This window comes from Actinoplanes sp. CA-030573 (genome assembly GCF_050951115.1).
Classification (GTDB): Bacteria; Actinomycetota; Actinomycetes; order Mycobacteriales; family Micromonosporaceae; genus Actinoplanes.
Window position 1 is genome coordinate 527,591 of record NZ_CP192038.1, and the last position, 19,594, is coordinate 547,184.

The 19,594-nt window shown below is 70.0% G+C and carries 20 protein-coding genes; 13 read left to right on the plus strand and 7 right to left on the minus strand.

What is annotated here, in order from left to right; all coding sequences use genetic code 11:
• Window positions 1-1,440, minus strand: coding sequence for a flavin-containing monooxygenase (locus ACQP2F_RS02440; protein ID WP_433300208.1), 1,440 nt, complete (start codon window positions 1,438-1,440; stop codon window positions 1-3).
• Between the two features lie 39 nt (window positions 1,441-1,479).
• Between ACQP2F_RS02440 and ACQP2F_RS02445 the strand changes: the two genes are divergently transcribed.
• A complete protein-coding gene (locus ACQP2F_RS02445; protein ID WP_433300209.1) occupies window positions 1,480-2,418 on the plus strand; it encodes a Dyp-type peroxidase in 939 nt (312 codons plus the stop codon).
• Here ACQP2F_RS02445 and ACQP2F_RS02450 read toward each other — a convergent pair.
• From ACQP2F_RS02450 to ACQP2F_RS02460, 3 genes are all read right to left on the minus strand, one after another.
• Window positions 2,390-3,031 carry an HAD-IA family hydrolase gene (locus ACQP2F_RS02450; protein ID WP_433300211.1) on the minus strand — a complete coding sequence of 214 codons (642 nt, stop codon included), beginning with the start codon at window positions 3,029-3,031 and terminating at the stop codon, window positions 2,390-2,392. The genes ACQP2F_RS02445 and ACQP2F_RS02450 overlap by 29 nt on opposite strands.
• Window positions 3,032-3,213: 182 nt before the next feature.
• Window positions 3,214-4,032: a hypothetical protein gene (locus ACQP2F_RS02455; protein WP_433300213.1), complete on the minus strand. Its 819-nt coding sequence runs from the start codon at window positions 4,030-4,032 to the stop codon at window positions 3,214-3,216.
• Window positions 4,033-4,076: 44 nt separating this feature from the next.
• The gene (locus ACQP2F_RS02460; protein WP_433300214.1) at window positions 4,077-4,742 is read right to left on the minus strand and encodes a DedA family protein; all 666 of its coding nucleotides are present in this window, start codon (window positions 4,740-4,742) and stop codon (window positions 4,077-4,079) included.
• 201 nt (window positions 4,743-4,943) lie between these two features.
• Between ACQP2F_RS02460 and ACQP2F_RS02465 the strand changes: the two genes are divergently transcribed.
• Both ACQP2F_RS02465 and ACQP2F_RS02470 read left to right on the plus strand, forming a co-directional pair.
• Window positions 4,944-5,099, plus strand: coding sequence for a DUF6131 family protein (locus ACQP2F_RS02465; protein ID WP_433300215.1), 156 nt, complete (start codon window positions 4,944-4,946; stop codon window positions 5,097-5,099).
• A 108-nt stretch (window positions 5,100-5,207) separates the two neighbouring features.
• A complete protein-coding gene (locus ACQP2F_RS02470) occupies window positions 5,208-6,839 on the plus strand; it encodes a glycoside hydrolase domain-containing protein (protein ID WP_433300217.1) in 1,632 nt (543 codons plus the stop codon).
• 68 nt (window positions 6,840-6,907) lie between these two features.
• On the opposite strand, the gene ACQP2F_RS02475 is transcribed toward ACQP2F_RS02470, so the two are convergent.
• The gene (locus tag ACQP2F_RS02475; protein WP_433300219.1) at window positions 6,908-7,717 is read right to left on the minus strand and encodes an RNA polymerase sigma factor SigF; all 810 of its coding nucleotides are present in this window, start codon (window positions 7,715-7,717) and stop codon (window positions 6,908-6,910) included.
• Window positions 7,718-8,037: 320 nt separating this feature from the next.
• Between ACQP2F_RS02475 and ACQP2F_RS02480 the strand changes: the two genes are divergently transcribed.
• Genes ACQP2F_RS02480 through ACQP2F_RS02490 form a run of 3 tightly spaced genes read left to right on the plus strand, consistent with a single transcriptional unit; the run spans window position 8,038 to window position 10,024 of the window.
• Window positions 8,038-8,454, plus strand: a complete 417-nt coding sequence (locus tag ACQP2F_RS02480; RefSeq protein WP_433300220.1) for an ATP-binding protein — start codon at window positions 8,038-8,040, stop codon at window positions 8,452-8,454.
• 28 nt (window positions 8,455-8,482) lie between these two features.
• Window positions 8,483-8,794, plus strand: a complete 312-nt coding sequence (locus tag ACQP2F_RS02485) for an STAS domain-containing protein (RefSeq protein ID WP_433300222.1) — start codon at window positions 8,483-8,485, stop codon at window positions 8,792-8,794.
• Window positions 8,795-10,024, plus strand: coding sequence for an SLC13 family permease (locus tag ACQP2F_RS02490; RefSeq protein WP_433300224.1), 1,230 nt, complete (start codon window positions 8,795-8,797; stop codon window positions 10,022-10,024).
• A 261-nt stretch (window positions 10,025-10,285) separates the two neighbouring features.
• Here the strand turns inward: ACQP2F_RS02490 and ACQP2F_RS02495 are convergent, their stop codons facing one another.
• Entirely contained in the window at window positions 10,286-11,011 is a 726-nt protein-coding gene (locus ACQP2F_RS02495; RefSeq protein WP_433300226.1) for an SDR family NAD(P)-dependent oxidoreductase, read from the minus strand.
• A 33-nt stretch (window positions 11,012-11,044) separates the two neighbouring features.
• Window positions 11,045-11,863 carry a helix-turn-helix transcriptional regulator gene (locus ACQP2F_RS02500; RefSeq protein ID WP_433300227.1) on the minus strand — a complete coding sequence of 273 codons (819 nt, stop codon included), beginning with the start codon at window positions 11,861-11,863 and terminating at the stop codon, window positions 11,045-11,047.
• Between the two features lie 184 nt (window positions 11,864-12,047).
• Between ACQP2F_RS02500 and ACQP2F_RS02505 the strand changes: the two genes are divergently transcribed.
• From ACQP2F_RS02505 to ACQP2F_RS02535, 7 genes are read left to right on the plus strand one after another with little or no spacing between them, the layout of a single operon-like run.
• Window positions 12,048-13,214: an ROK family transcriptional regulator gene (locus ACQP2F_RS02505; protein WP_433300229.1), complete on the plus strand. Its 1,167-nt coding sequence runs from the start codon at window positions 12,048-12,050 to the stop codon at window positions 13,212-13,214.
• Window positions 13,211-14,017, plus strand: coding sequence for an ABC transporter permease (locus ACQP2F_RS02510; protein WP_433300231.1), 807 nt, complete (start codon window positions 13,211-13,213; stop codon window positions 14,015-14,017). The genes ACQP2F_RS02505 and ACQP2F_RS02510 overlap by 4 nt, the downstream gene beginning before the upstream one ends.
• On the plus strand, window positions 14,014-14,763 hold the full coding sequence (locus ACQP2F_RS02515; protein ID WP_433300233.1) for an ABC transporter ATP-binding protein: 750 nt from the start codon (window positions 14,014-14,016) through the stop codon (window positions 14,761-14,763). The genes ACQP2F_RS02510 and ACQP2F_RS02515 overlap by 4 nt, the downstream gene beginning before the upstream one ends.
• Window positions 14,760-15,758: an aliphatic sulfonate ABC transporter substrate-binding protein gene (locus ACQP2F_RS02520; RefSeq protein ID WP_433300235.1), complete on the plus strand. Its 999-nt coding sequence runs from the start codon at window positions 14,760-14,762 to the stop codon at window positions 15,756-15,758. The genes ACQP2F_RS02515 and ACQP2F_RS02520 overlap by 4 nt, the downstream gene beginning before the upstream one ends.
• A 14-nt stretch (window positions 15,759-15,772) precedes the next feature.
• A complete protein-coding gene (locus tag ACQP2F_RS02525) occupies window positions 15,773-17,221 on the plus strand; it encodes a sulfatase-like hydrolase/transferase (RefSeq protein ID WP_433300236.1) in 1,449 nt (482 codons plus the stop codon).
• A complete protein-coding gene (locus tag ACQP2F_RS02530) occupies window positions 17,218-18,624 on the plus strand; it encodes a sulfatase family protein (protein WP_433300238.1) in 1,407 nt (468 codons plus the stop codon). The genes ACQP2F_RS02525 and ACQP2F_RS02530 overlap by 4 nt, the downstream gene beginning before the upstream one ends.
• On the plus strand, window positions 18,621-19,586 hold the full coding sequence (locus tag ACQP2F_RS02535; RefSeq protein ID WP_433300239.1) for a formylglycine-generating enzyme family protein: 966 nt from the start codon (window positions 18,621-18,623) through the stop codon (window positions 19,584-19,586). The genes ACQP2F_RS02530 and ACQP2F_RS02535 overlap by 4 nt, the downstream gene beginning before the upstream one ends.
• The last annotated feature ends 8 nt before the right edge of the window (window positions 19,587-19,594 follow it).

Sequence of the window (19,594 nt, forward strand, 5' to 3'; positions counted from 1 at the left end):
TCAGCCCTTCCGCCGGGCAAACCGGACGTTGCCGTCGTCGATCCGGCCGAAGCGCATGGCCGGCATGTCGGTCAGGTAGTTGCTGCTCATCCGCCACGGCCGGCGGCCGCCCTGGCGCGGGAGCACGCCCGCGGCCCGCCGCACGTACCCGGAGGAGAGCGCCATCGCGGGCTCGTCGAGCAACGCCGTCCCCGGCGGCACCACCGGCGTGGTGATCTCGATCCGGTGCCGCTCCATGTAGTTGAGCAGCCGGCACACGTACCGCGAGGTGAGGTCGGCCCGCAGGGTCCAGGAGGCGTTCACGTAGCCCACGCACCAGGCCAGGTTGGGCACCCCTTCGAGCATCATTCCCTTGTAGACGCCGACCCGGCCGCTCGCCACCCGATCGCCGTCGACATCCACCTCGATCTCGCCGAGGGCCACCATGGTCAGGCCGGTCGCGGTCACGATGATGTCGGCCTCGAGCTCGGTGCCGTCGGTCAGGCGTACGCCCTTCTCGGTGAAGGTCTCGATCGTCCCGGTGACCACCGACGCCGTCCCGGACCGCATCGCGGCGAAGAGATCGCCGTCCGGCACCACGCAGAGGCGCTGGTCCCAGGGCGCGTAGGCGGGCGTGAAATGCGGGTCGACCGGCACGCCCGGCGGCAGCTGACCGGCCACCTGGCGGCGCAGGAAGCCGCCCATCCGCGCGGGCCAGCGCCGGGACGCCTGGTAGAGCAGGGCGGTGCCGAGGACGTTGCGGGTGCGAACCAGGCGGGCGACGGCGCGGCTCATCGGGCGGGCGCCGGCGCCGGCATCGCCGTTGGCCAGATTGATCATGTACGTCGGGGAGCGCTGGAGCATCGTGACGTGCTCCGCGGTCTCGGCCATGGCCGGCACCAGCGTCACCGCGGTCGCGCCGCTGCCGATCACCACGACCCGCTTGCCCGCGTGGTCGAGGTCGTCCGGCCAGTGCTGGGGGTGCACGACGCGACCGGTGAAGTCCGCCCGGCCCGGGAAGCCGGCGTCATGGCCGGCCGAGTAGCGGTAGTAGCCGGTGCAGAGGTAGAGGAACGAGCACTCGTACGTCTCGCCGTTGCCGGTGCGCACCGTCCAGGCGGCGTCCTCCGTGGACCAGCGGGCCGAGACCACCCGGCGGCCGAAGCGGATCTTCCGGTCGATGTCGTACGCCCGGGACGTCTCCCGCACGTACCGCAGAATGGTCTCGCCCGACGCGATCGCCCGCCGGTGCCGCCAGGGCCGGAACGGATAGCCCAGGGTGAACATGTCGGAGTCGGAGCGGACGCCGGGATAGCGGAAGAGATCCCAGGTGCCGCCGCTGACGTCGCGGCCCTCGAGGATCAGGAAGCTCTTGCCCGGGCACTCGGTCTGCAGGCGGTAGGCGGCGCCGATGCCGGACAGCCCCGCGCCCACGATGACAACGTCAACCCGGTTACTCATCGGTCCATTATCGTCGCCGGACGCCGTATCCTGCGGATCATGACAGCGCCTCGCTCGCTCGGCCCGATGGTGAACTCGCAGGCGGTGCTGGCCCCGCTGACCGACGCCGCGATCTTCCTGGTCCTGACCGTCCGGGCGGGCGGCGAGGACACCGTGCGGGAGCTGCTCGCGGACGTGAGCGGCCTGCAGCGTACGGTCGGGTTCCGGCTGCCGGCGGCGAAGCTGTCCTGCGTCACCGGGATCGGCGCCGAGCTGTGGGACCGGCTGTTCACCGCGCCGCGGCCGGCCGGGCTGCACAAGTTCCGGTCCTGGAAGGGCAGCGTGCACACCGCGCCCTCCACCCCCGGTGACCTGCTCTTCCACATCCGGGCCGGGCAGATGGACGTCTGCTTCGAGCTGGCCAGCAAGATCGCCGACCGGCTGCGCGGGGTGGCCGACGTGGTCGACGAGACGCACGGCTTCAAGTACTTCGACGAACGGGACCTGCTCGGCTTCGTCGACGGCACGGAGAACCCGGTGGGCGACGAGGCCGCGGCGCACGTGCTGATCGGGGACGAGGATCCGGCGTACGCGGGCGGCAGTTACGTGCTCGTTCAGAAGTACCGGCACGACCTGGTGGCGTGGAACGCGCTGACGGTGGAGGAGCAGGAGGCGGCGATCGGCCGGACCAAGCTCGACAACGTGGAGCTCAAAGACAAGGCCTCGAACTCGCACGTCGAGCTGAACACGATCGACGACCCGGACGGCAACGAGCTGAAGATCCTGCGGGACAACATGCCGTTCGGTTCGATCAAGGACGGCGAGTTCGGGACCTACTACATCGCGTACGCCGCGGACCCCGACGTGCCCGAGCAGATGCTGCGCCGCATGTTCCTCGGCAACCCGTACGGGAACCACGACCGGATCCTGGACTTCTCGACCGCCGTGACCGGTTCGTTGTTCTTCGTGCCTACGGCCGAGTTCCTGGATTCTCTCTGAGCCACGCGGTCAGCTCGGCCAGTTCCGTCAGCCGCAGGTCGCCGTCGAGGCCGCGCAGGGCCGCCGTGTGCGCCCCGGCCTGGCGGGCCGCTTCCAGGCCGACCTCGGCGTCCTCGACCACGAGACAGCTCTCCGGCGCGACGCCCAGCAGCTCGGCCGCGCGCCGGTAGCCGGCCGGGTCGGGCTTGCCGGCGGTCACGTCATCGGTGGTCACCAGCACCGGCGGGGTGATGCCGGCGGCGTCCAGCCGGGCCTTGGCGAGCCGGCCGTCGGCGCTGGTCACGACCGCCCACGGCAGTCCCTCGGCGGCCAGCAGCGCGAGCAGGTCGTGGGCGCCGGGGGTGGCCTCGACGTCGGACAGGTCGTCGTACTGCAGCTCGAGCTGGCGGGCGGAGGCTCGGCGGATCTCCTCCTCATCGGCGTCGCGGAGGAGCTTGCGCACGGTCGTCTCGCTCGGACTCCCGTGCGCCATCTCGTACGCCGCGGGACCGTCGGCGCCGTACTCGCCGGCCCACGACAGCCAGGACCGCTCGACCGCGCGATCCGAGTCGACGAGCGTCCCGTCCATGTCGAAGAGGATCGCGCCGATCTCCGCCGGGTTGATGTCCGCCACCGTTCCTCCGCCTTGGTCTCGGGGTTCGGGCCCAAGTCTGACGCGAAGAGGCCGCCCCCGGGATGGTTACCGCGAGCGGCCTTCGTCTCAGTGCGCCGCCGCCGGGCCGGCCATCCCGGCGCGTCGGTGGTGCTCAGCGGCCGGTGGCGCGGCGTGGGAACGGCGCGGCGCGCCGGTGGTGGTCAGCGACCGGTGGTGCGGCGTGGGGAGGTGGCGCGGCGCGCGGTCGTGTCGGCGGTCGCCTTGCGCGCCGCGGTGGCACGGCCGTTGGTCGTCGTCCGGGTGGACTTCGCGGCGGAGGCCGTGGTCTCCGCGGCCGCGCCGGTCTCGGCCGCGGCGGCCGTCTTGCGGGCGGCGGTTGCCCGGCTCACGGCGGTGCCGCGGGCGGGTGTCGCCTTGGCCACGGGAGCCGCCGCGCGCGTGCTCTTGACCGCGGGGGCGGCCGAGGTCGTCCCCGCGGCGCCCGCGCCGGCTGCCGCCTTGGCGGCGCCCGCGCCGGACCCTGTCCTGGCGGCAGCGCCAGCGGAGATCGCCGGCGTGGCGGTCGGCGCCGGCGCCTCGGCCGCGGAGGCCTGAGTGGTCGCGGGCTGGGTGGCGGCGGCCTCGGTGGCGGAGGCACTCGGGGCGGCGGTGATCGCGGCGACGGGGGCGGCCTCCGCGCGGTCGCGTTGCTTCTCGCGGCGGACCAGGTCGGCCAGGACCGCCTTGTCGTACTTGGTCTCGGCGCCGGCGGCGCGCCTCTTGGCCTTCGCCGCCCGGGCGACGGCCTTCTTGCGCGCCTTGACCAGGCGGGCCCGGTCGCGCTCCTGGGTCTTGAGCGAGCGCTTGAGACGCCGGGCCTCGGCCTCGGCGTTACGCAGGGCTTGAGCCTGCTGGCTGGTCATGTCGGCGTTCGTCTTGAGCCGGTTGTCCAGCTCCGTGACGGCATGCCGGGCCTTTTCCGCGGCGGCGCCGGCGGCGGCCGATTGAGCGCGACGACGGTCGAGTTGAGGGGTGGTCACGAACTCTCCTTTCGTCCGCACCCCGGCCCGCCCCGCGCCTCGTCTCAGCCGTGGGGCTCCTCGACGACACTCGCGGCGGTGCGAGCGCGCCGACGTTTGACGTGCCGGAGGTGCAAGGTGATGTAGGCGATCACCGCGATGGTGACGATGGTGATCGCCCACCATTTGTATCGGTGTGCGTGCTCGATGATCTCGACGAGATGGTTACCGAGCGCATACGCGATGCTCGTCCACCAACCGACCCACAGCGCCGCGCCGATCGCGTTGTAGATCAGGAACGTGCGCCACGGCATCGCGGTGATGCCCGCGATCACGCCGTTGAACTGCCGGAGACCGTCGATGAAGCGAGCGATGACAACGATACGACTTCCCCGGCGGGCGAAAAAACCCTCCGCCCGGGCTAATCGCTCCGGCGTCAGGAAGACGTACTTGCCCCACCGGTGCACGGCTTTGCGGCCGCCACGCACCCCGATCCAGTAGCCGACGTTGTCGCCGAGCACCGCCGCCACGAACGCGATCGCGGCCACCCCGAAGATGTTCAGGCGACCGGCGCCCGCGTAGATCGCGGCCGCCACCATGATCGTCTGACCGGGCGCCGGCACCCCGAAGCTCTCGACGCCGATCATGGCGGCGACGGCGAGGTAACCCCACCGATCGAGGATCGGGGCGACTCCGTGCAGGAATCCCGGGAGTTCGGATGAAGGTGGCATCGGCTAACACGGTAGCCGGAGCGGGCCCGCCGAAACCTGCGGTGTCACTTCTGTGGTCAAAGGTCCTTTCCACGTGTGACGTGGCGGCGCGGCTGCGGTCCGGCTCCGCAGCGGGGCGGGCGGGGGCGATGGTTGGCGAATCTCAGCGATGGGTATCGCTCCGGCCAGCGGAACAATCCCCCCGCTGATTGGAGCGGTTCCATGTTGATCGTCGGCCTCGTGCTGCTGTTGATCGGCATTTTTGCCCACATCTCGATCCTCACCACGATCGGGATCATCCTGTTGATCGTCGGCGCCGTGTTCTGGATCCTCGGCTCGGTCGGCCGCCCGGTCGGCGGCCGCCGCTATTGGTATTGATCGATCGTTTTCGGCCGAACGGCTCGCCTAAGGTGAGCCGTTCGGCCGAGGCATTCTCCATGATCGCTTGGTTTGCTCGGTGGTCGCTTCCTGCCGAGAAGGGTGATCATGGGGGATCGGGTACATCGTCCGGGGCATCGCAGGCCCGTCCCGGCGAGCCGCAAGACGGCGATCAAGGCCGGCTTCCTGGCCGTCGTCCTCGGCGCGGCCTCGTTCACGCTGGCGCAGACCAATGCCGGCGCCGCGGCGGCCTACAGCACGGTCCAGCCCGGGTCCTTCACCGGATCGGCGTTCGACGCCTGCGCGGCGCCCGCGAGTGCGTCGATGGCGGCGTGGAAGGCCTCGTCGCCGTACAAGGGCATCGGCATCTACATCGGCGGGGTGAACCGCGGCTGCGCACAGCCCAATCTCACCGCCGACTGGGTCAAGACCCAGGTCACGGCCGGGTGGAAGCTGCTGCCGATCTACGTCGGACCGCAGGCGACCTGCACCGGCAGCACTGGCAACCGCACGCTGATCGACAATGCGAATGCCACCGTCCAGGGGCGTGCCGCCGCCGCCGACGCCGCCGCCAAGGCCGCCGGCCTCGGTCTGGCCAAGCAGAGCGTGATCATCTACGACGTCGAGGCGTACAACACCGCCGACGCGATCTGCCGCCGGGGCGTCCTCGACTTCATGAACGGCTGGACAACCGCGCTGCACGATCTCGGCTACTTCTCCGGCTTCTACTCCAGTGCCGGATCGGGCGTCGTCGATCAGGTCGCGAACTACTCGGCGAGCGGATACACGCCGCCGGACTACATGGACTTCGCCCGCTGGGACGGCAAGGTCACCACCGACGACCCGAACATCCCGTCGACGATGTGGGCCGGCCACCGCCGCATGAAGCAGTACAAGGGCGGCCATCAAGAGACGTACGGCGGCGTCACGATCAACATCGACAACGACTACGTCGACTTCGCCCCGCTGCCGGCGGCGAAGATGGCCGACTTCACCAACGATGGCTGGTCGGACGTGCTCGCGCGGGACACCGCCCATGGAGACATGTACCTCGTCACCGGCAGCGGCGGGACGCTGAACACGGACACGCGCAAGGACCTGGGTGGCGGCTGGAACGCGATGAACGCGTTCGTCCGCGTCGGCGACTTCAACACCGATGGCAAGGAAGACCTGATCGCCCGCGACACCCGCGGCGTGCTCTACTTCTACCCCGGAACGACGACCGGGTTCGGCGCCCGGAAGGTGATCGCGATGGCGTGGAACACCGTCCGCGAGATCACTGCCCTCGGCGACTTCAACAAGGACGGCTTCCCCGATCTGGCCGGCATCGACGGCTCGGACCTCTACCTGTACCCGGGGCTCGCCGGCCAGAAAATCGGTCCGCGGAAGCTGCTCGCCGCGAACGTCTTCAGCGGCCGGAGCGAGCTCGCCGGCGTCGGCGACTTCACCCGCGACGGGTACATGGACTTCGTGGCCCGCGACAACGCGACCGGGACGCTCTGGGTCTACCCAGGAGACGCGGGCGCCAAGCTCAAGGCGCGCTTCTCCCTCGGCGGTGGCTGGAACGACGTACGGGATGTGGTCGGTGTCGGTGATTTTGATCGTGACGGATACACCGACATCTTCGCCATCCGCAAGAGCGACTCGAAGGCGCTGCTTTACCGCGGTGGCGGCACCAAACTGCTGGGCACCATCACGCTGAGCACCACGTCGTTCGCGGGTTACGCACCCTTCGCCTGATCCTTCACGTAGCAAAGGGCCGGCCCGAACCGGGCCGGCCCCTCGCTGTCCTTGGGGGACTTCGGGAATCAGATCTCGTCGCCCGCCAGCTGCCCGCGCAGCTTGGTGAGGGCCTTGGTCAGCAGCCGCGACACGTGCATCTGGGAGATGCCGATCTGGTCGGCGATCTGCGACTGGGTCAGGTTGCCGTAGAACCGCAGGGTGAGGATCTTCTGCTCACGCTCGTCCAGCGTCGCCAGGGCCGGGCCCAGCGCCACGCGGGTCTCGGCGAGCTCGTACTCGCCGTCCTCGCCGCCGAGGGTGTCGCCGAGCTCGGTGGTGCCGTCGGCGCTGATCGGGGTGGAGAGGCTGGTGGCGTTGTAGGCGCGGGCGCCTTCCAGGCCTTCGAGGACGTCTTCCTCGGTGACCTGCAGATGGGCGGCGATGTCGGCGACGGTCGGGGAGCGGCCGAGGCTGTGGGTGAGGGTGCTGTTGGCCTCGGTGATGGCCAGCCGCAGCTCCTGGAGGCGGCGGGGGACCCGGACGCTCCAGGTGCGGTCGCGGAAGTGGCGCTTGATCTCGCCGATGATGGTCGGGATGGCGTAGCCGGCGAAGTCGACGCCGCGTTCGGGGTCGAACTTGTCGACGGCTTTGATCAGGCCGACGGTGGCGGTCTGGATGAGGTCGTCGGTGGGCTCGCCGCGGCCGGAGTAGCGGTTGGCGAGGTGGCGGGCCAGCGGCAGCCACGCCTCGATCGCGCTGTCCCGCAGGGCGGCTCGCGAAGGATGGCCGATCGGCATCGCGGCCATCGCGTTGAGCAGCTCGGCGGCGCTGTCCGCCGGGGCCTCGGCACCGGCCTTGGTGGCCGGCGTGATCTGCGACGTCTCGGTGACGGTCATGCTGTGGTCCTCCCTGGCACCTTCCCGGAGAGCCGGTCCATCGCTGGACCCGGTCGGTCGGGTGTCCCTATCTGCGTCGAGGGCGGTCGATCCGACCGCCCCCGATTGAGCACACTAGGCCGTTCGGTTACCAAGACCCTAGCTGAGAGGGGGAGAAAAGACTAGCCGAAAGTATGAGTGACTTTGCGTGATGGCAAGCAATACAGAGTGATCATTAGACGAATGTCATCGTCCAGAGTCCCCGGTCACCTGCGTGGACGATGCCCTGCCCGCTGGTCGGCCAGTGCGCGGCCTCCTGCCGGCCGGGCAAGATGGACGCCATGACCACGCTGCACACGTCGGTTCCGTACCCGTCGGCAGCGGAGTTATGCCGGTGGACACTTGTCGGCTTCGGCGATTTGCGGCAGCTGCGCGCCTCGTTGCGGGCCGTTCTGACCGAGACCGGGGGATCCGATCTCGGCGACATTCCCGACCGGATGACAGTGGTCGCCACCGAGCTCGCCACCAACGCGCTGCGGCACGGCCGACCGCCCACCGTGGTGCGGCTTCTCCGCGAAGAGGATCGCCTGATCCTGGACGTGGCCGACCGCGATCCGGAGGCGGCGCCGAGGCTCGCGACCGACCGGCCGCTCGGCAAGGGTGGCCTCGGCCTCCAGCTCGCCCGGGACTTCGCGCTCGACGTCGGGTGGTACTCGACCGACGTCACGAAACACGTCTGGGCCAGCTTCCCGAGCTGAATCCGCGAGGTGCTGGTAAAAATGCCCCGTGGCGGACTCCTACAAGATCGGCCAGGAGCGGACGGCCGACGGGTCGGCGACGCTCCTGTGCATCCGCGGTGAGCTGGACATCACCGCGCGCGACGACCTGCGCGACGCGATCCTCGCGGCGCTCGCCCACGGCGACGTGGTGATCGACCTCGGCGCGGTGGCCTTCATCGACTCCGAGGCGCTCGGCGCCCTGATCGACGGATACAACGCGGCCCGCGAGCGGCCCGCCGGCTTCCGCGTGGTCAACGCGCGCGGCCTGGTCGCCCGGGTGCTCAAGGTGTCCGGCGCGCTGGAGCTGTTCGGCGCCTAGATGGGCCTTCTTCTCGCGGTCGCGCTGCTCGCCGGCGTGCTCGCGTTCGCCGTGGGCCGCCCGCGCGGGCTTCCCGAAGCCGTCGCCGCGGTGCCGGCCGCCCTGCTCGTCGTGGTCACCGGCCTGCTGCCGTGGCGGGACGCCTGGGCCGAGGTGCGCGAGCTCGGCCCCACGGTGGGCTTCCTGGCGGCGGTCCTGCTGCTCGCCTTTCTCGCGGGGGAGCACGGCGTTTTCCGGTACGCCGGAGCCCTCACCGCCCGGGTCAGTGGCCGCCGTCCCACCCGCCTGCTGACCGCCGTCTTCGTGGTGGCCGCGCTGACCACCGCCGTCCTCAGCCTGGACGCGACCGTGGTGCTCCTGACCCCCGTGGTGCTGGTCACGGCCGCACGCACCGGAGCCCGGCCGCGGCCCCACGCGTACGCCTCGGCGCATTTGGCCAACTCGGCCTCGCTCCTCCTCCCCGTGTCCAATTTGACCAACTTGCTGGCGTTCGCGGCGAGCGGCCTGACGTTCTTCGGCTTCGCGGCCGTGATGGCGTTGCCCTGGGTGGCCGTGGTCGTGGCCGAATACCTGCTGTTCCGCCTGTTCTTCCGCGAGGACCTGCGAGCGCCCGCGTCCCCGGTGGCCGGCGGTGACGTGCCCCCGGCGCCGCGCTACGCGCTGATCGTGCTGGCCTTGACGCTGGCCGGCTTCGGGGTGGCCCAGCCCGTCGGCGTGCACCCGGCGTGGATCGCGGCGGCCGGTGCGCTCGCCCTCGCGGTGCCCCTGTGCGTGCGGCCGGCGACCCTGGTGCGCGAGGCCAACCCCGGCTTCTGCGCCTTCGTGCTGGCGCTGGGGGTGGTGGTGCTGGCGGTCCGGGAGCACGGGCTGGACCGCTGGGTCGACACGCTGGTGCCGTCCGGCCAGGGCCCGTGGCAGTTGCTGGCGGTGGCCGGCCTGGCGGCGTTGCTCGCCAACGTCGTGAACAACCTGCCGGCGACCCTGGTGCTGGTCCCGGCCGTCTCCTCCTCACCGGCGTTGCTGCTGGCGGTGCTGATCGGGGTGAACGTCGGGCCGAACCTCACGTACGTCGGCTCGCTGGCCACGCTGCTGTGGCGGCAGATCCTGCATACGCGCGACGCCGCCCCGGAGGCCGGAGACTTCCTGCGCCTGGGGGCGCTCACGGTCCCGCTGACGCTGCTTGCGGGGGTGGGCGCGCTCTGGGTCTCGTTGCGGTTGGTGGGGTCGTAGCCGGCCTGTGGATATCGCCCGCGGAAATGTCGTAGGCGGGCCTCATCGTCGCCCCACCCAGTTATGGGCGGGGCGCACCTCCGCGTTATGGGGCGGGGCGCACCTCCGCCGCCGCGCCGGGATCGGTCCGGGGAAAGACCGAGGTGATCCGGAGGGGGATCGGCGGCGGGGTGCGTCCGACGCAGTCAGTCTTGTCGATGCGTTGTGTAACAAGCAAGAAAAATGAGTTACGGAACCGACATCGGCATGTCGCGAAATTGTCTAAAGCAGCATCCCGCCCGACGCCTCGATGCGCTGGCCGGTGATCCACTTGGTGTTGTCGGACAGCATCGCCACCATGACGCCGGCGATGTCCTCGGGCTCGCCGATCCGGCCCAGCGCGACCTGGCTGCCGATGTGCCGGCGCACCTCGTCGTTGCCGCGCATCGCGCCGCCGCCGAAGTCGGTTCCGGTCGCGCCGGGGGCCACAACGTTGACGCTGATCTGGCGCGGCCCCAGCTCCTTGGCCAGGTAACGCGTGAAGACCTCGACCGCACCCTTCACCGAGCCGTACGCGGCGTACAACCCCTCGCCGGTGAAGCGGGCCAGGCCGGTCGACAGGTTGAGGATCCGGCCGCCGTCCGCGATCAGCGGCAGCAGCGACTGGGTCAGGAAGAACATGCCGCGGAAGTGGACGTTCACCAGCTCGTCGAAGTCGGCCACCGAGAAGTCGGCGAACTTGCCGCCGATGCCGACGCCGGCGTTGTTGATCAGGAAGTCGAAGTCGGCGCGGCCGAAGCGGTCGGTCAGGACCTCGCGCAGGGATTGGACGAAGGCGGGGTACGAGTCGAGGTCGCCGACGGTCAGGGGCAGGGCGACAGCGTCGATCTTCTCGCCGGGGTCCTGCCGGTAGGTGTAGATGACCTCGACGCCGTCCGCGATCAGAGCCTCGGCGGTGGCCCGGCCGAGTCCGCGGTTGCCGCCGGTGATAAGGGCAATTTTGGGCATGGTGACGCCTTTCTCCATTTAAAACGGATGCAACTACACCGTCGCCGCGAGCAACTGGAGCTTTTCGTAACTGGGCGACCCGGGTACGGCGGTGAAGACCAGAAGCACCTGCTCCTGCGAGGGGTCGAACAAGGTCTGGCAGTAGAGGGAGAGCTCGCCCAGTGCCGGGTTCAGGATCCGTTTCCGGTCCGGGTGCGTGATCCCGACCTCGTGCGCGGCCCACACCTCGGCGAACTCGGGGCTGACCGCGAGCAGGGCGTCGACGATCTCGGCGGCCCGGCCGCCGGGCGCCGCCGCATACGCCGAACGCAGCGACGAGGTGAACACCCGGGTGTGCGTCGGGTGGTCCTCGACCGGATAGACCGCCCGCGCGGCGGGGTCGGTGTACCAGCGATAGACGTTGTAGCGGCTCAGCCCGGTGAAATGGGTCTGATCACCGAAGAGCGCCACCGCCGGCGGGGTCTGCAGCAGCGTCTCGCCGAGGCGGGAGAGAACCATGGCCGGCGTGTCCTCGAGCCGGTCGAAGATCCGCATCGTGCCCGGGCCGACGTGATCCTCACGCAGCGCCCGCTGCGGGGCCGGGTGCCCGCCGAGCCGGAACAGGTGGTCCCGCTCGTCCAGGCTCAGGTGCAGCGCCCGGGCGATGGCCGCCAGCATCTGCTCCGACGGCAACGGGCCGCGCTGCTGCTCGATCCGCCCGTAGTAGTCGCTCGACATGCCGGCCAGCGCCGCGACCTCCTCCCGGCGCAGCCCGCCGGTGCGCCGCCGCTGCCCGCGTGGCAGCCCGACGTCCTCCGGCTGGAGCGCCTCGCGGCGTGTCCGGAGAAAGTCGGCGAGTTGCGCCCGGTCCATGCGATCAGCCTCCCGTGGTGACAGATCAAGACTGGCCCGAATCGGAAACCCGCGGAAGGTCGCGCTCATCCGGGGACAACTTGTCCCCGGCTGAGAGGCAACGAAGAAGTTTTCCTACCGGTTTTGCAGAGATAATTCTGCCGGACCGTTGACGGAAAAATTCGGGCCCGCCTACGGTGGCGGCATGTCCGGGTCGGTAGGCGTACATGCGCTGGTCAGGCGCGCTCACGAGGAGCGCGTGCTGGCGATCCTGCGCGAGCGCGGGGGCCTGAGCCGGGCGCAGATCGCGGCCCGGTCCGGCCTCTCCCGCACCACGCTCTCGGAGATCACCGGCGATCTGCTGGCCCGCGGCGCGATCGTGGTCGTCAACACCGACGCCCCGCGGCGGGCCGGCAGCGGGCGCCCGGCCGAGTTGCTCGCGCTCGATCCGCGGTCGGGTCAGTTCCTCGGCGTGGATCTCGGGCACACCCGGGTACGCGTGGCGGTCGCCGACGCGGCACACGAGATCATCGCGAGCGGCGTGACGGCGTACCCGGCCGAGAGCAGTTGGCCCGACCGGCTGGCGGCCGGGGTCGCGCTGGTGGAGCGGGTCCGCGGCGAGCGAGGTCTCACGCTGGCCGCTCTGCAGGGCATCGGTGTCGGCGTGGCCGGTCCCTTTCCGGCCGGCGCGGCCCGCAAAGACGTGCTGGCCGCGTTCGCCGGGCGGTTCGGCGGATCGGCGGGCGCCGGCGACCAGAGGCGGGACGTTCCCGCGCCGGTGGTGGTCGACAACAACACCCGGTTCGCGGCGCTCGCCGAGGCGATCCTGGCCGAGGCCCGCGACGTGCTCTACATCCGGCTGGCCGACGGCATCGGTGGCGGTCTCGTCGTCGGTGGCCGCCTGGTGGCCGGCGCGGGCGGGGTGGCCGGCGAGTTCGGGCACGTCAAGGCCGATGCGGCGGGCGGGCTCTGCCGCTGCGGCAAGCGCGGGTGCCTGGAGACGGTGGCGGCGGTGCCGCCGGCCCTGCAAGCCGCGGGCGTACGCGACCTGACCGAGCTCCGCGACCGCCGGGACGAGCCGCGGGTGCGGGCCGCCATGGAACGGGTCGCCGAGGCCGTGGGCCGGGTGCTCGCCGGCGCCGCGCTGATCATCGACCCCGAGCAGATCGTCATCGGCGGCCCGCTCGCGCACGCCGTCCCCGAGATCGTGAGCCGCGCCGGTGCCGTGGTCGCGGCCGAGAACGTGGGCGGGACCGGTCCGCTGATCCGGGCGGCCCGGCTCGGCGACGACGACGGCGCGCGCGGCGCGATCGCGGCCAGCTTCCGGCAGTCCCCGCTGCTGAACGGTTACCCGACTGGGAGTGCCTCATGACCTTGGTGCAGGTCGACGCGGCGGTCGCGCAGGCCGCCCCGGACAACCGGGAGCGCCGTCGCCGCGTACCCAAATGGGCTTGGAACTTGATCTCTCTGGTGGTGGGGATCGGCGTCTGGTGGGGTTTCTCGCTCGCCGGGTTCGACATCCCCGCGCCGCCCCAGGTCGCCGAGCGCGGATGGGAGCTGCTGCGCGACGGCACGCTCGAGGCGGACATCCTCGCCAGCCTCGGGCGCGTGCTCTCCGGCTTCGTGCTGGGCGTCGTGCTCGCGGTCCCGGTGGGCTTCCTGATGGGCTGGTACGGGATCGTGCGCGGCCTGATCGAGCCCTGGGTCCAGTTCTTCCGCACCATCCCGCCCCTCGCGATCATCCCGCTCGCCGTGGTGCTGATGGGCATCGGCGAGACCCCGAAGATCTTCGTCATCTTCCTAGCCTCGTTCCTGGCCTGCGTGATCGCCACGTTCCAGGGCGTGGTCGGGGTGGACAAGACGCTTATCAACGCGGCCCGGGTGCTCGGGGCCAAGGACGGCACGATCTTCGCGCGGGTGGTGGTGCCGGCCTCGACCCCGTTCATCCTCGTCGGCATGCGGGTCGGGCTCGGCTCGTCGTGGGCGACCCTGGTCGCGGCCGAGCTGATCGCGGCGCAGGAGGGGCTCGGCTACCGGATGCAGAGCGCGCAGCTCTACTACGACCTCCCGACGATCTTCGTGGGTCTGATCAGCATCGGCGTGCTCGGCCTGCTGATGGACCGGGTCCTGCTCTTCGCCGAGCGCCGGCTGACGAACTGGCAGGAGCGCCGATGATCACGGTCGACCGCGTCGGCAAGACCTATGACCGTTTCGTCGCGCTCGGCGACGTGTCGCTGACGATCGGGGACAACGAGTTCGTGACCATCGTCGGGCCGAGCGGGTGCGGCAAGACCACACTCATGAACATCCTGGCCGGCCTGGAGACGCCGACGAGCGGCCAGGCGCTGGTCGACGGCAAGGCGATCGACGGGCCCGGTCCCGACCGCGGGGTGATCTTCCAGCAATATGCGCTGTTCCCGTGGCTGACCGTCCGCAAGAACGTCGAGTTCGGGCTGCGGACGGCGCGCGTGCCCCGAGCCGAGCGCCGGGACCGCGCCCAGCACTTCATCGACCTGGTCGGCCTGCACGACTTCGCCGACGCGCTGCCGCGGACGCTCTCCGGCGGGATGAAGCAACGGTGTGCCATCGCCCGCGCGTACGCCGTGAATCCCTCGATCCTACTCATGGACGAGCCGTTCGGCGCCGTCGACGCGCTCACCCGAGTCCGCCTGCAGGAACAGCTCCTGCGCACCTGGGGCCGGGAGAAACGCACGGTCGTCTTCATCACCCACGACGTCGACGAAGCCGTCTTCCTCGCCAACCGGGTCGTCGTCATGGCGGCCCGGCCCGGTCGGATCGTCGAGGTCATCGACGTCGACCTGCCCTACCCCCGCACCGAAGAGCTTCGGCTCAGTCCCGCCTTCACGGCTCTCCGCAACCGTGTCTGGAGCGCCGTCTACCACCAGGAGCCAGTTGCATGAAGCGCATCGTTGCCGCCCTCGCGGCGGCCTCTCTCCTCGCGCTGTCGGCGTGCGGATCATCCGATGACAACAACACGTCCGGCGGCGCCAAAGCCAAGGTCAACTTCGGCTACATCGGCGACTACAACGGCACCAGCCTGCTCGCCGTCGCCGCCGACCAGAAGCTGTGGGAGAAGCACGGCATCGAGGTGAGCACCAAGGTCTTCACCAACGGCCCGCTGCAGGTCACCGCCCTCAACGCCGGCGACCTCGACTTCGGCTACATCGGCCCGGGCGCGGTCTGGCTGCCGGCCTCGGGCAAGGCGAAGATCGTCGCGCTGAACTCGCTCGGCAACGCCGACCGGGTCGTCGCCCAGCCCGGGATCACCGACCTGGCCCAGCTCAAAGGCAAGAAGGTCGGCGTGCCCGAGGGCACGAGCGGCGACATGATCCTCACGCTGGCGCTGCAGAAGGCGGGGCTGACCAACAAGGACATCCAGCGCGTGCCGATGGACCCGGCGACGATCGTCACCGCGTTCGGTGCGGGCCAGATCGACGCGGCCGGCATCTGGTATCCGCTGCTCAACAACATCAAGCAGAAGAAGCCGGACCTGGTCGAGCTGGCCAAGGACGCCGACTTCGCCGCCAAGGTCTCGTTCCCGACCGCGTTCGTGGCCAGCAACGACGCGGTCGCGAAGAAGGCGGACACGGTGAGCAAGGTGGTGGCGGTGCTGCGCGAGGCGATGGACTACCGGGCCGCCAACCCCGACCAGACGATCCAGCTCACCGCGACCATGCTCAAGCAGACGCCGGACGCGGTGAAGGCCGACGCCGCCAACAGCCAGATGCTCGACTCGAAGACCCTCGACGGCTACACCGCCGACGGGACCGTCGGCAAGTGGCTGACCGGCATGGGTGACTACTTCGTCGGGGCCGGCAAGCTGCCGCAGAACCCGGACCCGAAGACCTATTACCTCGGCGACGTCTTCACCGGAGCGGGATCGGCCGCGAAGTGAACTTCCTCTTCCTCATGACCGATCAGCACCGGGTCGACACGCTCGGGGCGTACGGGAACAACCAGGCCCGCACCCCCCACCTGGATGAGCTCGCCGCGACCGGCACGCGGTTCGACCGGTGGTACACGCCGACCGCGATCTGCACGCCGGCCCGGGCCAGCCTGCTCACCGGGCAGGCGCCGTTCCGGCACAAGGTGCTGGCCAACCACGAGCGCAACGTCGGCTACCAGGAGGACCTGCCGGACGGCACGTTCACCTTCCCGATGGCGTTGCGCGAGCGCGGTTACAACGTCGGGCTGATCGGTAAGTGGCACGCGGGGACCGTCAAGGCGCCGGCCGACTACGGTTTCGACGGGCCGCATCTTCCGGGCTGGCACAACCCGGTCGAGCATGAGGACTATCTGGCCTATCTCAAGGAGCACGACCTTCCGCCGTACGAGATAACCGACCGCATCCGTGGCACGCTGCCGAACGGGGGTCCGGGCAATCTCCTCGCCGCGCGCCTCAAGCAGCCGGTCGAGGCGACGTTCGAGCACTACATGGCGACCCGGACGATCGAGATGCTCCGCCGATACGCCTCCGACGGGAAGCCGTTCTATCTGGCCACCCACTTCTTCGGGCCGCACCTGCCGTACATCGTCCCGGATTCGTATTTCGACATGGTCGACCCCGCCGCGGTGGAGCTGCCGAAGTCGATCGCCGAGACGTTCGAGGGAAAGCCGCCGGTGCAGCGCAACTACAGCGCGCACTGGACCTTCGACACGATGCCGATCGAGGTGACCCGCAAGCTGATCGCGGTCTACTGGGGCTACGTGACACTGATCGACCAGCAGATCGGGCGGATCCTCGGCGAGCTGGACGCGCTCGGCCTGACCGATGCGACCTCGGTGTTCTTCACGTGCGACCACGGGGAGTTCACCGGGTCCCATCGGCTGCACGACAAGGGCCCGGCGATGTACGAGGACATCTACCGCACTCCCGGCATAATCCGGACACCGGGCGCGCCGCCACAGGTCCGGGACGAGTTCGTCTCGCTGCTCGACTGCACAGCGACGATCCTCGACCTCGCCCAAGTCGATCATGCGGAGGCCGTCGACTCGCGCAGCCTCGTCCCCCTGATAAAAGGCGAGAATCCGGCATGGCAGCCGGACATCGTCGGGGAGTTCCACGGGCACCACTTCCCGTACCCGCAACGGATGCTGCGCGAGGACCGCTACAAGCTGGTCGTCAATCCGGACTCGACGAACGAGCTCTACGACCTGGCGAACGACCCCGACGAGCTGCTCAACGTCTATCGCCACCCGGAGATGGAGCCCGTCCGGGGCCGGATGATGCGTCGGCTCTACTCCCTGCTCAAGGAGCGTGACGACCGCTTCTACCACTGGATGACCTCGATGTACGACATCGGCGAGGTCGACCACGACCCGACGCAGAGCGGGCTCGACGAGGCGTCGTACCGATGAGTCCGCCCGAGGCTCGCCGGCCGAACATCGTGATGATCCTGACCGACGACCATGCCGCGCACGCGATCTCCGCGTACGGCTCGGTGGTCAACACGACGCCGCGGATCGACGAGATCGCGCGACTCGGCCTGCGCTTCGACAACTGCTTCGCCACCAACTCGCTGTGCTCACCGTCGCGGGCCAGCATCCTGACCGGCACCTACAGCCACGTCAACGGGGTGACCACGCTGGTCACCCCGATCGACGCGTCCCAGCCGACCTTTGTCAGCGCGCTGAAGGCCGCCGGGTATCGAACCGCGATGATCGGCAAGTGGCACATGGGTGACGGTCCCGGCCACAACCCTGAGGACTTCGACTATTGGGACGTCCTGATCGAGCAGGGCGAGTATCTCGATCCCAACTTCCTCGACAAATCGGGCTTGCGGCAGGTAACGGGCTATGCGACGGACATCATCACCGACCTGGCATTGACCTGGATCGCCGCCGGGGAGGGGCCGTACTGCGCGCTGATCTACCACAAGGCCCCGCACCGCCCGTGGATCCCGCCGGCCGCATTCGACGACCGGTACAACGACCCGGTCCCGCTGCCACCGACATTCGGCGACGACTATGCCACCCGTACGTCTTCGGCGCGCCGGGCCGCCATGCGCATCGCCGAGCATCTGACCCTGGAAGACCTCAAGGAACCGCCACCGGACGGCCTCTCCTACGACGAGGAGGCGCTCTGGAAATACCAGCGGTTCATGCGGGACTATCTGCGCTGCGTCGACTCCGTGGACGACAACGTCGGCCGGGTCGTCGACTTTCTGCGCGAGCGTGGCGATTTCGATGACACCCTCTTGATGTACGCGTCGGACCAGGGCTTCTTCCTCGGCGACCACGGATGGTTCGACAAGCGGTTCATGTACGAGGAATCGCTGCGCATGCCGCTGGTGATGTCCTACCCGCGGCGCGTCGTCCCCGGCGTCGTCACCGAGATGGTCACCAATGTGGACTGGGCGCAGACGATCCTCGAGGCGGCCGGCGTTCCCGCGCATCCCCGCATGCAGGGTCGGAGTTTCTGGGATCTGACCACGTTCGAGCGGGACGGCGTCTACTACCGGTACTGGGAGCATGACGACGTCTTCCACAAGGCGCCGGCGCATTACGGCTATCGGACCGCGCGGTACAAGCTCATCTACTTCTACAACGACGGGATGGGCATCCCCGGCTGCGGTTGGGGCACCTATCCGCCGGAGTGGGAGCTCTACGACCTGGTCGCCGATCCGGCCGAGCTGCGCAACGTCTACGAGCTTCCGGAATATCGCGCCATCCGTGCGGAGCTCAAGGTCGCGATGTGGCGGGAGCAGGCCCGGGTCGGCGACCAGCCGCACCCCAGCCAGCCGCGGCCGGTGGGCGCATGAAGGAATGCTGCTCACCGTCTTCCGGCCGGAAGCCCGCCGCTCCCGCTCTGCTCACCCCGACGCCGCTCGCGGCGCGCCTTGGTGAGCAGAGCGATGAGGCGCGCATTGGTGAGCAGAGCAAAGGGCACCGCATCGCGCAGGCCGAGGTGCCCGCCCAGACCTTCGCGATGGGTGACGCCCACGGTGACGGCGCCCGCCCGGACGGCGAGCAACCGGTCCACCCGGTCCGCCTCGACGCCTTCCGGATCGACGCGACGACGGTGACGGTCGCCGACTTCCGCACCTTCGTCGACGACACCGGATATCGCACCGAGGCCGAGAGCTTCGGCTGGTCGGCGGTCTTCCACCTGGCCGTCCACGACCGGTCGACGGTGGTCGGGACGATGGCCGGGACGCCGTGGTGGCTCGCGGTCTCCGGCGCCGACTGGGGGCATCCGGGCGGACCGGGATCGACCGCCGCGGACGACCGCCCGGTCGTGCACGTCAGCTGGAACGACGCCCGCGCGTACTGCGCCTGGGCCGGGCGCCGCCTGCCGACCGAGGCGGAATGGGAATGCGCCGCGCGCGGCGGCCGGCCGTCGCTCCGCTACCCCTGGGGCGACGACCTCCCGGCGGACTGGCCCTGCAACATCTGGCAGGGCGACTTCCCGGTGTCGAACACGGCGGAGGACGGCTGGGTCACGACCGCGCCGGCCCGTTCCTTCGCCCCCAACGAGTACGGCCTCTACCAGCCGATCGGCAACGTCTGGGAATGGTGCGCCGACTGGTTCTCGCCCACCTACTACGCCACGTCGCCCGCCGACGATCCCCGGGGGCCGGCACTCGGCGCCGCGCGCGTGATCCGCGGCGGTTCCTACCTGTGCCACGACTCGTACTGCAATCGCTATCGCAACGCCGCCCGGTCGTCCAACACGCCCGATTCCTCGACGGGCAACACCGGGTTCCGCACGGTCGCTCTCTGAGAAAAGGA

Excerpts from the sequence above, each read along its gene's own strand:
- ACQP2F_RS02505 (WP_433300229.1), top strand. The coding sequence starts at position 12,048 with ATGTCCGGGTCGGTAGGCGTACATGCGCTGGTCAGGCGCGCTCACGAG.
- ACQP2F_RS02460 (WP_433300214.1), bottom strand. The coding sequence starts at position 4,742 with ATGCCACCTTCATCCGAACTCCCGGGATTCCTGCACGGAGTCGCCCCG.
- ACQP2F_RS02535 (WP_433300239.1), top strand. The coding sequence starts at position 18,621 with ATGAAGGAATGCTGCTCACCGTCTTCCGGCCGGAAGCCCGCCGCTCCC.
- ACQP2F_RS02470 (WP_433300217.1), top strand. The coding sequence starts at position 5,208 with ATGGGGGATCGGGTACATCGTCCGGGGCATCGCAGGCCCGTCCCGGCG.
- ACQP2F_RS02445 (WP_433300209.1), top strand. The coding sequence starts at position 1,480 with ATGACAGCGCCTCGCTCGCTCGGCCCGATGGTGAACTCGCAGGCGGTG.
- ACQP2F_RS02515 (WP_433300233.1), top strand. The coding sequence starts at position 14,014 with ATGATCACGGTCGACCGCGTCGGCAAGACCTATGACCGTTTCGTCGCG.
- ACQP2F_RS02500 (WP_433300227.1), bottom strand. The coding sequence starts at position 11,863 with ATGGACCGGGCGCAACTCGCCGACTTTCTCCGGACACGCCGCGAGGCG.
- ACQP2F_RS02440 (WP_433300208.1), bottom strand. The coding sequence starts at position 1,440 with ATGAGTAACCGGGTTGACGTTGTCATCGTGGGCGCGGGGCTGTCCGGC.
- ACQP2F_RS02490 (WP_433300224.1), top strand. The coding sequence starts at position 8,795 with ATGGGCCTTCTTCTCGCGGTCGCGCTGCTCGCCGGCGTGCTCGCGTTC.
- ACQP2F_RS02465 (WP_433300215.1), top strand. The coding sequence starts at position 4,944 with ATGTTGATCGTCGGCCTCGTGCTGCTGTTGATCGGCATTTTTGCCCAC.
- ACQP2F_RS02530 (WP_433300238.1), top strand. The coding sequence starts at position 17,218 with ATGAGTCCGCCCGAGGCTCGCCGGCCGAACATCGTGATGATCCTGACC.
- ACQP2F_RS02525 (WP_433300236.1), top strand. The coding sequence starts at position 15,773 with ATGACCGATCAGCACCGGGTCGACACGCTCGGGGCGTACGGGAACAAC.
- ACQP2F_RS02510 (WP_433300231.1), top strand. The coding sequence starts at position 13,211 with ATGACCTTGGTGCAGGTCGACGCGGCGGTCGCGCAGGCCGCCCCGGAC.
- ACQP2F_RS02475 (WP_433300219.1), bottom strand. The coding sequence starts at position 7,717 with ATGACCGTCACCGAGACGTCGCAGATCACGCCGGCCACCAAGGCCGGT.
- ACQP2F_RS02480 (WP_433300220.1), top strand. The coding sequence starts at position 8,038 with ATGACCACGCTGCACACGTCGGTTCCGTACCCGTCGGCAGCGGAGTTA.
- ACQP2F_RS02520 (WP_433300235.1), top strand. The coding sequence starts at position 14,760 with ATGAAGCGCATCGTTGCCGCCCTCGCGGCGGCCTCTCTCCTCGCGCTG.
- ACQP2F_RS02495 (WP_433300226.1), bottom strand. The coding sequence starts at position 11,011 with ATGCCCAAAATTGCCCTTATCACCGGCGGCAACCGCGGACTCGGCCGG.